Genomic DNA, 12,479 nt, shown 5'->3' with positions numbered 1-12,479 from the left:
TTTTCACTCATACTATATGTATTCTCTAAAAAGGAGATGATAGTATGGGTAGACAAAAACTCGGTAACGCCAATGCCCAGCGAAATAACAATCGTAAAAAGGCAATGAGAACGCCTGAAGAACTGGTTGAATTTGAAACTGGAGAAAAATTAAAACGTAACCGTCCACATGGTAAATAAAGAAAGCGCCTCCTGACAAGGGAGGCGTTTCATTTTTTGTGAATTTGTAGATATATTCCTAAAATGTGTAGATAAACTTTATAATTTGTAGATATATCTAGGTGTGTAGATAAAACGAGTATTGTGTAGATATTTCACAATATTGTGTAGATATCGTGAATCTTATTGTACATCAGCTACATTCTTTAGTGCCTTTTTTGCTGGTCCTTCGATTACTGCTCCATCATAAGCAAACCGCGAACCATGACACGGGCAATCCCATGATTTTTCTGCATGATTCCATTCACATTCACAGCCTAAATGCGTACAAGTGGTATCCACAATGTACAGCTTACCGTTTTCATCCTTGTAGGCGCCTGCACGCTGCCCTTTATGCATGACAACAGAACCTTCTCCATTCACTAAATCCCCAGGATCCTTTGGTACAAACTCAAGTTTTCCTTTAATTAAATGCTTCGCTACGTCCACATTCGTTGAAATAATTGATTTAATATCTGGGTCCGCATCAAAACGTGATGGAGTATACAATTCCTTATAGGGATTATCACGATTTAGTACATAATCAGTCAGTAGATGAGCTGCAAGGATTCCCGAAGTCATTCCCCATTTTTTATAGCCAGTTGCCACTAAAATATGCTCTTTATCTCTTGTGAGTGGACCAATGTAAGGCACCTTGTCCAATGTCACTAAATCCTGTGCAGACCACCGGTAGTGATATTCAGAAAGGTCAAACACATCTTTTGCAAAGTTCTCAAGTGCAACATAGTGACTGAGCGTATCAACGCCCTGACCTGTCTTATGATTTTCGCCGCCAAGTATAAGGAGATTTCCCCCATCAATTGGTGTATAGCGAATGGAGCGTGACGGACTGTCAGCACTGATATACATTCCGCCAGGATATTCCTTATTGGTTTTAATCCCGATGGCGTAAGATCTTTCCGCGTACATTCTAGCAAAATAGAGACCTGGTTTATCATAAAATGGGAAATGGGAGGCAATAATTACCTGATTACATGCAACTTTATGTCCACCCTTTATCTTAACTTTTGGCTGGGCAGATTCGACATCCTCGATTCCTGCTGCAACCGAATTTTCATAAACCTTACACCCCGCCTTGATTGCCTCTTCTAAAAGCCCTTTTAAAAATTTCAGTGGATGGTATTGTGCCTGATTACGCATTAATAGCGCAGACTTTATTTGTATATCAAATGGAATGTTTCCTACTAAGTCACCATCGATCCCGAGCCTTTGATAAGCTGACATTTCCGTTTCAAGTTTCTTATCATACTGATCAGATGTTGCATATACAAACGCATCTTGTTTGCTAAAATCACAATCTATTCCTTTTTCATTTGATGTTTTCTCAACGAATTTAATCGCATTTGAAGCGGACTCGAAATATAACTTAGCCTTATCCTCGCCAAAATGACTAATTAATTCATCGTAAATTAATCCATGCTGAGCAGTCAGTTTCGCGGTTGTATGTCCTGTTGTCCCGTTTAACACACTGCCTGCTTCTATAATTGCGACCTTTACACCTTCTTTTGCCAACAAATATGCAGCAGTAATACCTGTTATCCCAGCACCAACAATTGCCACGTCAACTGTAGTATCCTCATTTAATTTCTCAAACGTCGGTAATTCTATTTCTCGCCAATAAGTTCTGGGAAAATGGTGGGTGCTTTCCGATGAGCTCATATGTTTTCCTCCAGTACTATAATCATATGATTAATTTTTCCAATTTTAATGAAATCATGTAAAGGTTCTTTTTGAAAATTATTTGAAATGAAAAAGAACCCCGGAAGCCAGGGTTCTTCGCATTATTGTTATCGATTAGTCCGTTTCTTTTTTAACAGGGTCAATACGGGTGGAGTCTTCAGAGTTAAGCGTCCCTCTTAAAAAATAAACCAATGTACCCCCAACAATTCCAAGACAAATGATAAACCCAATGGCAGTAACCCACCATCCAGCCATTCAAATCCCCCCTTTTCTAATGTTTATGCAAAAGGGGGAGCGTTCTATTATATTTATTTTTTCTTTTCTAAGTCTGCGTAATAATCTACCTTCTTAATGTTTACTCCAACAAAGGTTTCAATGATGGATTGACCGCCTGCGATGGAAAATATCAAAATGATTACAAACGTTACCCTGGGAAAAAGTAAATATCCGCCTCCAAGTAATATGGCGCTCCAAACTCCGGCACACCAATAACATTTCAACAAATACCCAAACATGCCTTTAGGTACTTCCTTTGTCTCGATTCCATGATTGGTTTCTACTTTCACTTTCTTCATAAATGGCTTCCGTATAAACTCAGTAATTTTATCAAAAACAATTAAGTGGGTTAACCGGTAGCTTGCCAAAATTAACATGACATAGGTAATCCATGAAATGTCTCTCACACTTTTTCCTCCGAACTTTATCTGAAAAATTTTATTTTATCGCTCTGTATATTTTGAACCTGAAATCAAAAATATATATCGGAGGAGGCGTAAAAATGAAAAAATCATTTTGGATAAGTTTACTGTTTTTACTATCACTTTTTTTTATTCCAAATGTGTCGTTTGCCCAGCAAGTGTACACCGTTCAACCAGGGGACACACTTTGGAAAATTGCAGTTCGATACCAAGTTGGCATCTCTGAAATCATCTCAGCGAATCCCCAATTTAAGAACCCTAACCTGATTTACCCAGGGAATAAGGTTACAATTCCTAGTTATGATGCCACCAAAAATATTGAAAGCCAGGTCGTTCAATTAACGAATCAAGAACGAGCCAAAAACGGTTTAAAAGCATTAACTCCAGACTGGGAGCTTTCCAGAGTAGCGCGTTATAAATCCGTGGACATGAGGGATAAAAACTATTTCAGTCACACTAGTCCGACATACGGCAGTCCATTTACCATGATGAAGAACTTTGGAATTTCTTATCGCGCTGCAGGTGAAAATATAGCAGCAGGGCAAACAACTGCACAGGAAGTTGTCCGAGCATGGATGAATAGCCCAGGTCACCGTGCCAATATATTGAGCGGTAATTATACTCATATTGGTGTTGGATACGCACAAGGCGGATCGCAAAGACATTATTGGACACAAATGTTTATATCTAAATAACCACTAGATGGGTCAGTTCCTGCACAAGGGACTGACTCTTTCTACGTCTTGAGACTGATATGAAAATAAAGCGCTGGTTCGTTATGAGAAATTTGGAATAGAGGTAAGATGAAATCAAGATAAAGAAAGGAGGAAAACAAAATGAAAAAGTTTGGGTTACTTATAGCTGGCGGAATAGCAGCAATGATTTTACTTTCATCAATAGGTCCGATGGTAGGATTACTGGTTGGTCTTGCTGCGCTGTACTTCATTTTCAAACAGTTCTTAAAGGCTGAATCGACCGGAGGTAAAATTGTTCTCGGGATAATCGGTTTTTTTGTCCTAATGGCTTCTATTCATAACGCTCCTGCTATTATTGGTGTTGTTGCTGCCTATGTACTTTATCTGGTTTATAAAAACTGGAATAGCACTAAAAAGACTGTTGTAAAAGAGGAGTCTGACCCTTTTGTAAATTTCGAAAAACAATGGAATGAATTAAATAAAAACTAATCGAAGGAGAGATATAAAAATGACAAACCTATTAACAAGAATTAAAGATACGATTATGGCGGATTTACATGCTGCGGTTGATCAAAAAGAAAAGCAAAATCCAATTTCCCTGCTTAATCAATATCTTCGTCAATGTGAACAAGAGACTGAGAAGGTTAGAAAGCTTGTGGAACGTCAATACGCACTAAAAGATGAATTCACTAGAGAATATTCTCAAGCAGTTGAATTCGCAGAAAAGAGGAAATATCAGGCGGAAATTGCTTCTAAAGCGGGTGAAACTGAGCTGTATGAATTTGCTGCGGCAGAACATCAGCAATACTCAAGCCGTGTTGATCGTCTTGGGGCTGCACTAGAGCAGGTGAAAGGTCAGCTTGGTGAATTAGAAAGAAAATATGAGGAAATGAAACATAAGTTAAAAGATATGCAAATCCGTCGATTGGAATTAATGGGCCGTGAGAATGTTACCCGTGCCAATCATCGAATGAATCAAGTATTGGACTCAAACAATACCTCTAACAATGCAAACGCACGTTTTCAAGAAAATCGATTCTTACTTGGATCGTTTAGATCATCAAGTAAAAAGCTCTTATTACCGGGATACGATTGATGCCAAAATTGCACAATTAGAAAAAGAACTGAAATTAGAAGAAAGCAAGTCCATTTAATAACCAAAACATGGTATTCTATAAAGGTGCAGCCTTATGCACCTTTTTGGCCTAACTATCAAACATGATTAAAGTGAAGGGGAGGGTGGCCAGATGTTTAAAAATACAAAGAATAATTATACAGAATGGCTTGTTATCATTGGGGTTGTCGTTCTTTTGCTAGAGGTTTTATTTTTTAACAGTGGTCTTGTTTTCTCCCTTTTATTTTCTTGTGGGATGATCTATTTAGGTCGAAAAAGAACTGGAAAAAAATTTGGTAAGTTTCTTTTCTTCGCGGGTATAATTTCATTCATCATCCATGTGTTTAGCATGATGACCTTTAGATTTTTACTGCTTGCTATACTTATACATTTTATAATTCAATATACTAACTCCAAAAAGAATCCAAATAAGATTGCACTAGATATCAAAGAATCAGAGCAGGCTCTGCAAGAAGAGACACTGATTAAGACCAAGCCGCTCTTTGAGAATATATTTTTCGGGCAGCAAAAAACCCCAAGCAGTGTTTATGAATGGAATGACATTAACATCCAATCTGGTATTGGAGATACAATAATCGATTTAAGTTATACAGTTTTACCGAAGGGTGAAACGATTATCTTTATCCGAAATGTTATTGGCAATATCCAAATCCAAATACCTTATGAAATAGAAGTAAGCGTTCATCACTCGTCTGTTATTGGTGCCACAACGGTTCTAGAAAATCACCAGGCTCAGGTTTTTAACCAAGCTTTCCACCTTAAGACAGCAGGCTATGACCAAGCTGAGCAAAAGGTTAAAATCTTTACCTCCTTGTTGGTGGGCAATTTAGAGGTGAGCAGGATATGAGCACAATCCAAAGGCAGGTTGTATGGAATATCGCTTCTTCAATCATGATTGCTATCGTTGTTGCCGCTGCCTTTATCATTGTTTTTCCGATTTCAGACTGGTCTGAACTTTGGAACCGGCAATTTATGGATATCCCATTTATCATATTTATTCCGGCATTCAGCATTGCTACTGGTATACTATTGGGCGTTTTTTCAGGTATATACTGGAGAAGACAGTTTCAGGGTGTCGAGCATTCATTGCACCAGTTAGAGCAAGGGAAGCAAATTAGTCCTGACGAAAAGCAAACCATATCGGAAATGCAGAGTATAGCGGAACAAATTGATAGAATCGGCAGGCAAATGTCGGAACAAGCCAAGCTATCACAACGATTGGCTACAGAAAAAGTAGAAGACCAGGAAGCGAGGATTCAAGAAATAATTGAACAGGAACGAAACCGCCTCGCCCGTGAATTACATGATTCCGTAAGTCAGCAATTATTTGCAGCTTCGATGATGATGTCCGCCATCAATACAACTCGGCAGAGTGCAAATGAAGAGGATAGGGAAGCTAAACAGTTGAAAATGGTGGAGGGAATGATTCACCAATCACAACTTGAAATGCGTGCCCTGCTTCTTCATTTGCGTCCAGTTGCGTTAAAAAATAAAACGCTTGAAGAAGGAATTGAAGAGTTATTAATCGAATTATCACAGAAAGTAACAATGGAAATTAAGTGGAAAGTAGAAGCATTTCCACTTGATAAAGGTATTGAGGATCATCTTTTCCGTATCCTCCAGGAGTCTGTATCCAATACACTTCGGCATTCTAAAGCGAACAAACTTGAGGTTTTATTGATAAAGCGGGATGACCTTGTCATTTTAAGAATTGTCGATGACGGGGTAGGTTTTGAAGTTGATAACATGAAGGCTGGATCATATGGAATGCAGAATATGCATGAGAGGGCACTAGAAGTTGGCGGCACTTTAAAGGTAATTAGTGTAAAGAGCAAAGGTACAAGGCTTGAAGTGAAGGTACCTGTTATGAAAAATGGAGATGGTGTAAATGATTAGAGTAGTGTTTGTTGATGATCATGAGATGGTGAGAATTGGAGTCTCCGCATTTTTATCCGCACAGCCAGACATTGAAGTAGTGGGTGAGGCTGCTGATGGAAAAAAGGGCGTGGAATTGGCACTTGAGCTCAGACCTGATATTATTTTAATGGATTTAGTCATGAAGGAAATGGACGGGATCGAGGCAACAAAGCAAATCATCGAAAAATGGCCAGAGGCAAAAGTGATCATCGTCACCAGCTTTTTGGATGATGAAAAGGTTTACCCTGCATTAGAAGCCGGTGCTACCAGTTATATGCTAAAAACGTCAAAAGCAGATGAAATTGCCAATGCAGTTCGCGCTACATATCATGGACAGTCCGTTCTTGAGCCTGAAGTAACAGGAAAAATGATGGTTAAAATGCGCCAGAAACAAAAGCATCAGCCACATGAAGAACTAACCAGCCGCGAAATGGAAATATTAATGTTAATGGCAGAGGGTAAAACGAACCAGGACATTGCTGATGAACTATATATTGCATTGAAAACGGTAAAAACCCATGTCAGTAATATACTCAGTAAACTTAACGTCCAAGACCGAACACAGGCAGTCATATATGCTTTTAAACACTCATTAATAAAATAACTTTAAAAACTTTCCAATCTGAATAGTTGGAAAGTTTTTTTAATTAGCTATTGAAAACCATTATCATTTGCTGATATGATACTAGTGAGAATGATTATCATTATTAGTGTTAATGGGGGATATGTAGATATGAAATTATTAAAAGTTTCAGGAAGTTTGTTATTGTCTAGCAGTCTATTATTTGGTTGTACTAATTCAGATGAAAACTCAGCTAAAGAGACGGTAAAAGACACAAAGAATATTACATCTGATTCGCTCTCTGGAGTAACGGATGAATACCGAAAGTATGCTATAGGAGAAATTGAAGAATTTGTAAAGGCAACGGAGGCATTTACAACAGCAGTTAAAAATGGGGATGTTGATAATGCTAAAGCACTATATGCCACCTCTAGAGTGCACTATGAGCGTGCAGAACCGATAGCCGAAGTATTTGGAGATCTTGATCCGAAAATCGATGCGCGCGAAGGAGATGTCCTAGAGGCTGAGTGGGGAGGCTACCACCGTATTGAAAAAGGGTTATGGGTCGAAAACACAACTACTGGTTATGAACAATATGCCGAGCAGTTGATGAAGGATGTAAATCTTTTACGAGCAAAGGTAGATACAGTCGAAGTCACGCCTGACCTATTAATTACAGGTGCGGTAGACCTCTTAAATGAGGTATCCACTTCAAAAGTAACGGGGGAAGAGGATCGCTATTCTCATACTGATTTATTTGATTTTGCTGCAAATGTAGAAGGTGCAGATAAGATTTTTCAGCTTTTAAATCCTGCTTTAAAGGAAAAGAATGAGGACCTTTCTACGGAAATTCAAACCCGCTTTGATACGGTTTTTAGCTTATTAAATAAACATAAAATCGATGGAGGATACAAGATTTATACGGATTTGTCAGAAGCTGAGGTAAAGGAACTTAGTCAGGCCATTGATGCGCTTGCAGAACCACTCTCTCAAATCGGAATTGTAACGGAGGCATTATAGATGTCTAAGAAGGAGTACTTCATTGAAGAGGAATCTCTTGGCGTAAAGAAAGTTTCACGTAGGGATATTTTGAAAACTGCTGGAGTTGGCGGTGTTGGGATTTTAATTGGTGCATCCGGAATAGGAAGCATGTTGTCTATTAAAGAAGGAAAGGCCTCAAGCGCAAAGGATGTTGTTTCATTTTATGGTAAGCATCAAAGTGGAATTACGACAAAACCACAAAACCATGTTTATTTTGCTACCTTAGATGTGACAACTTCTAGTAAAGAAGATTTAATAACGCTTTTCAAAGAATGGACGCATGCCGCAGCATCAATGTCTGAGGGCAAACCAATCGGAGAATTAACTAGTAACGAATTTCTTCCGCCAAAAGATACGGGAGAGGCGGAAGGATTATCTGCCTCTAATTTAACGATTACTTTCGGAGTCGGCCCAAGTCTTTTTGTAAAGGACAACCAAGACCGCTTTGGCTTAAAACTTAAGCAGCCTATGGAATTAGTAGACCTTCCCGCATTTTCATTAGATGCATTAGAAGAGGAATGGACTGGTGGAGATTTATGTATTCAAGCTTGTGCGGACGATATGCAAGTGGCATTTCATGCCGTAAGAAACCTAATTCGAATTGCTAGGGGAAAGGCTGTTTTAAGATGGGCACAGCCAGGATTTCAGCGAACGAAGCAGGCAGATGCAAAAGAAGGAACACCTAGGAACCTGTTTGGTTTCAAGGATGGAACGGTCAACCCTGATGTAAAAAGTGAAAAACAGATGAATGAACATGTTTGGGTTCAGCCAGGTGATGGACCGAATTGGCTTCAGAACGGCAGTTATCTTGTTGTACGAAGAATCCAAATGTTTATTGAAGTCTGGGATCGTACCAATCTAAAAGAACAAGAAAATACTTTTGGAAGATATCGTGACACTGGTGCACCTTTTGGACAAAAAAATGAATTTGATAAACTTGATATTCATCACAAACAACCAAACGGAGAAGATACGATCCCTGTGGATTCGCATGTTCGGCTGTCACATGGAGATGGATCGCAGCAAATTCTCCGCAGGGGGTATTCTTACTCAAATGGTATGGATTTGAAGACCGGGAGCTTTGATGCAGGTCTGCTTTTCTTAAGTTTCCAACGTTCACCAAGTAAACAATTCATTCCAATCCAAAAGAGACTTTCAAGTATGGATAAGTTGAATGAATATATTTCACATCGAGGCAGCGCCCTTTTCGCCTGTTTACCAGGAACGAAAAATGGAGGTTTTATAGGAGAGACACTATTTACGTAATGTTTTTCCTTTTATAGAGGAGAGAGAGATAAATGCAAATGTCATGGAAGCCCTTCATATTATTTTTATCTTTATTCATTTTTTTTCAAACTGCACACCATGTTGCGGCAGCAGAAAATCATGACGAGCTGTTTGTCTTACTTGGCGATAGTTTAATGAAAGTAAAATCAGGCGATCAGGAAACGGTTTCGACTAACATTGAACAGTTTTCTAAAGAATGGATAAAAATTAAGAATGCTACTAGTGAACAGGCAAAATCGGTTGATCAAGATTTGGAAAAGGTACAAAGTTTACTAGCAAAAAGGAAAGTAGAAAAGGAGATTCTTTCTAGTAGTCTCTCAGCCTTATCAAGTTCTCTGGTGAAGTATGATACAGAACAAAACCCTGTAGACCGAACAAAACAAACAGTACAGGTAGAAAAATTGCTGCCGCTTCTAGAGAAGCTGAAGGAATCTATTTTGGATGGGGATGCAGCTAATATAAAGATTCAGTATCAAACACTAATGGATCAATGGAATGCATCGGAAAAAATTGTTCATGATGCTAGTATTGCTTCTTATGGGAATATTGAAAGATACACGGCATTAATCCGAATTTCAATTACCCAAAACCCTGTGGATCTTAAGAAGGCTGAAACGAACGTAGATAAACTAACACAAGAAGTGGAGAACTTTCTAGACGGTAAATTTTCGAAGCAGGTTAAAGGTGATTTTTCTTTAACAGATGTTTCCACACTATTAAAGAAGGCAGAAGAAGAGATCGCCAATAAGGATTATAAGGGTTCTACTCAGGATTTAGATGAAATCCTTAACATATGGCCAATGGTTGAAGGGGAAGTACAAACAAGAGACAGTAAGCTATATAGTGAGATTGAAACAAAAATTCCAACAGCTATCAGTATTCTAAGCTCTGATCGAGTAAATGGTCCAAAGGCATTGGCTATAGTAAAGGATTTAAATACGAAATTAGAGCCATTGATTACTAAAACCAATTATTCATTTTGGGATTCTGCACTTATTTTATTAAGGGAAGGGTTAGAAGGATTATTAATCATTGCAACCTTACTGGCATTTCTAAAGAAAATGGGGCAGTCATCTCAACAAAAATGGATTTGGATAGGAGTGGCTGGTGGAATCTTAGCAAGTGCCTTACTTGCAGTTCTTATCAATATTATTTTTTCCAAGATTACTGCAGCTTCCAGTCGAGAATATATTGAGGGAATAATCGGTATATTGGCTGTGGTTATGATGATATCGGTTGGAGCGTGGCTTCATAAGAAATCAAGTATTGAAAATTGGAATAAGTATGTAAAGCAGCAGATGCAGCAAGCAATTGCAAAAGGAAGCATCTTTTCATTTGCCGTTATCAGTTTTCTTTCGGTATTCCGTGAAGGGGCCGAGACGATTATTTTTTACACTGGAATAACACCGTATATAAGCGTGCAGCAACTTGTTATCGGGATTGTTCTAGCCGTAATCATTTTAGCTATCTTAGGATTTGGGATTATTTATTACAGTGTAAAAATTCCTACTCATGTATTTTTTAAAGTCGCAACCTTTGTAATTTATTTCTTAGCCTTTAAAATGCTCGGAATAAGTATCCACGCTTTACAGGTTTCTAAGGTTTTTTCGACAAGTACAGTTATTAACTTCCCGTTTGTGGATTGGATGGGATTGTACCCAACATGGGAAACTACATTACCACAACTATTATTAGTTGTTGTTATTTTCATTATGACTTGGGTAGTTAGAAAACAGACGATAACAAGCCATGTTTAGAAAGGGCCAAGTGCCCTTTTTTTTTTTTTTTGCTTTTTTCATTTCTTCCTACTATTCAAAGAACTTGTCTCATAGGTTTATAAAAGTGAGATTGTTTTAAAGGGGAGTTTCGTTATGGCCATCTTTTACAAAGGAATATTATTTTTAGCCCTATCCGCTTTTTTAGGGGAAGGTGTAGAGTTCTTAGTTAATTTAATTCTAGCAAAAGAATTGGGCAAGCATGGATTAGGTTTATATATGTCGATCCTTCCATCTATTTATTTACTCGTCCTCTTATCAAGCTTTGAACTGCCGGTTTCCATATCAAAGTTCGTTGCTGAAAAAGAAGATAGGTTTCATCGAAATATCCTTTATCATGCCATTACGATTACCATTATATTTACGAGTATCCTCTTGGTGGTCGCTATGGTACTTATTCCATTTATTTCAGTTTTTGATGGATACCATCCTTATACTCGATGGCTCATTATTCTGCTAGTACCTGTCATTTCTTTTACCTCAGTAGCACGGGGGTATTTTATGGGCAGGCACCAGATGGGAAAAATTGCTATTGCTAATTTCATAAGAAAATCAATACAGCTAGTGTTATTATTTCTGTTATTTCGTTTCTTCCAATTTGACTCAGAAGCCTCGGTACTCATTGCAATTGCTTCATTTATTGGCAGTGAAATTGCTGTGTTTCTTTATTTATGCTATACATTAATCATTCAATTTCAGCAGCTTAAACGAATGCCCTTTTCCAATTTAAATCGTAAAGCTGTTCGGAAAAATTTAATGGCTGTCTCAGTACCAACGACAGGGTTACGATTATTCTCCGCTTTGACAGGTGCGATACAACCCTTCTTAATAAAGGCGGCATTGGTTCGGTCTGGACTGTCGGAAACCATTGCGACTGAGCACTTTGGCATGCTAATGGGAGTTGCCGCGTCAATTGGGTTTTTTCCGGCGTTCATTGCTCATTCTTTAATGACTGTTTTAATACCGGCTGTCTCGAAAACGTATTCGAATAGAGATTACTCAACATTGCAAAAAATGCTTTCACAAGTAATGATGCTTACATTTCTTTATGGGGTGCCAGCCGTGGTTGTTTTCTATGTTTTTGCCCCGCAGCTTACTTCGATATTCTTTGAATCTTCAACTGCCGCTAGTTATTTACAAATGCTCTGGCCGTTTTTTCTATTCCATTTTTTTGTGATGCCAATGCAAGCATTTTTAATTGGCTTAGGACTTATAAAGGAAACATTTATTCATGGTATTTGGTCAACAATTGTCTCTTTTGCCATCATCATTGTCCTATCATCACGCCCTGAATGGAGGATGGACGGTGTAATTATCGCTATGAATACGAGTTCAGTTTTATTGGCATTGATGCATTATTTGAGCATTTGTAAAAGTATTGGTGTTTCGATTTTTATGAAAGGTATTATACAGAAAAATAATTAAGAAAAAGATGCTGGTTCGTGTAGGGGCTGGACATGTTTATTCCGTC

13 protein-coding genes and 1 pseudogene are annotated in these 12,479 nt (G+C 38.2%); 11 read left to right on the top strand and 3 right to left on the bottom strand.

What is annotated here, in order from left to right; all coding sequences use genetic code 11:
- Positions 1-44 precede the first annotated feature (44 nt).
- Positions 45-179, top strand: coding sequence for a hypothetical protein (locus QFZ31_RS16355; protein ID WP_257029373.1), 135 nt, complete (start codon positions 45-47; stop codon positions 177-179).
- A gap of 162 nt (positions 180-341) precedes the next feature.
- On the opposite strand, the gene QFZ31_RS16350 is transcribed toward QFZ31_RS16355, so the two are convergent.
- The 3 genes from QFZ31_RS16350 to QFZ31_RS16340 all read right to left on the bottom strand — a co-directional run bounded on the left by QFZ31_RS16350 (position 342) and on the right by QFZ31_RS16340 (position 2,581).
- Positions 342-1,877 carry an FAD-dependent oxidoreductase gene (locus QFZ31_RS16350; RefSeq protein ID WP_307304485.1) on the bottom strand — a complete coding sequence of 512 codons (1,536 nt, stop codon included), beginning with the start codon at positions 1,875-1,877 and terminating at the stop codon, positions 342-344.
- Between the two features lie 135 nt (positions 1,878-2,012).
- Entirely contained in the window at positions 2,013-2,153 is a 141-nt protein-coding gene (locus QFZ31_RS16345; RefSeq protein WP_306075762.1) for a hypothetical protein, read from the bottom strand.
- A gap of 53 nt (positions 2,154-2,206) precedes the next feature.
- Positions 2,207-2,581: a DUF1360 domain-containing protein gene (locus QFZ31_RS16340; protein ID WP_307304482.1), complete on the bottom strand. Its 375-nt coding sequence runs from the start codon at positions 2,579-2,581 to the stop codon at positions 2,207-2,209.
- 95 nt (positions 2,582-2,676) lie between these two features.
- Between QFZ31_RS16340 and safA the strand changes: the two genes are divergently transcribed.
- From safA to QFZ31_RS16290, 10 genes and pseudogenes are all read left to right on the top strand, one after another.
- Positions 2,677-3,291 (top strand): SafA/ExsA family spore coat assembly protein, encoded by a 615-nt coding sequence (safA, locus tag QFZ31_RS16335; RefSeq protein WP_307304479.1) that lies wholly within the window; start codon positions 2,677-2,679, stop codon positions 3,289-3,291.
- Positions 3,292-3,432: 141 nt separating this feature from the next.
- Positions 3,433-3,780, top strand: coding sequence for a flagellar basal body rod protein (locus QFZ31_RS16330; RefSeq protein WP_307304477.1), 348 nt, complete (start codon positions 3,433-3,435; stop codon positions 3,778-3,780).
- A gap of 19 nt (positions 3,781-3,799) precedes the next feature.
- Positions 3,800-4,445: pseudogene (locus QFZ31_RS16325) on the top strand (PspA/IM30 family protein).
- 93 nt (positions 4,446-4,538) lie between these two features.
- On the top strand, positions 4,539-5,273 hold the full coding sequence (gene liaF, locus QFZ31_RS16320) for a cell wall-active antibiotics response protein LiaF (RefSeq protein WP_307304474.1): 735 nt from the start codon (positions 4,539-4,541) through the stop codon (positions 5,271-5,273).
- Entirely contained in the window at positions 5,270-6,322 is a 1,053-nt protein-coding gene (locus tag QFZ31_RS16315; RefSeq protein ID WP_307304472.1) for a sensor histidine kinase, read from the top strand. Before liaF ends, QFZ31_RS16315 begins: the two co-directional genes overlap by 4 nt.
- A complete protein-coding gene (locus QFZ31_RS16310; RefSeq protein ID WP_306075768.1) occupies positions 6,315-6,947 on the top strand; it encodes a response regulator in 633 nt (210 codons plus the stop codon). The genes QFZ31_RS16315 and QFZ31_RS16310 overlap by 8 nt, the downstream gene beginning before the upstream one ends.
- Before the next feature lie 129 nt (positions 6,948-7,076).
- Positions 7,077-7,925 (top strand): iron uptake system protein EfeO, encoded by an 849-nt coding sequence (gene efeO, locus QFZ31_RS16305; protein ID WP_307304464.1) that lies wholly within the window; start codon positions 7,077-7,079, stop codon positions 7,923-7,925.
- Positions 7,926-9,212 (top strand): iron uptake transporter deferrochelatase/peroxidase subunit, encoded by a 1,287-nt coding sequence (gene efeB / locus QFZ31_RS16300; RefSeq protein WP_307304461.1) that lies wholly within the window; start codon positions 7,926-7,928, stop codon positions 9,210-9,212.
- A 32-nt stretch (positions 9,213-9,244) separates the two neighbouring features.
- Positions 9,245-10,990, top strand: a complete 1,746-nt coding sequence (locus QFZ31_RS16295) for an FTR1 family iron permease (RefSeq protein ID WP_307304456.1) — start codon at positions 9,245-9,247, stop codon at positions 10,988-10,990.
- 114 nt (positions 10,991-11,104) lie between these two features.
- Positions 11,105-12,433 carry an oligosaccharide flippase family protein gene (locus tag QFZ31_RS16290; protein ID WP_307304454.1) on the top strand — a complete coding sequence of 443 codons (1,329 nt, stop codon included), beginning with the start codon at positions 11,105-11,107 and terminating at the stop codon, positions 12,431-12,433.
- Positions 12,434-12,479 lie beyond the last annotated feature (46 nt).

Origin of the sequence: Neobacillus niacini (assembly GCF_030817595.1) — a bacterium.
Classification (GTDB): Bacteria; Bacillota; Bacilli; order Bacillales; family Cytobacillaceae; genus Neobacillus; species Neobacillus niacini_G.
The sequence above is the reverse complement of the archived record's forward strand: the minus strand, read 5'-3'. Positions and strand labels throughout refer to the sequence as shown.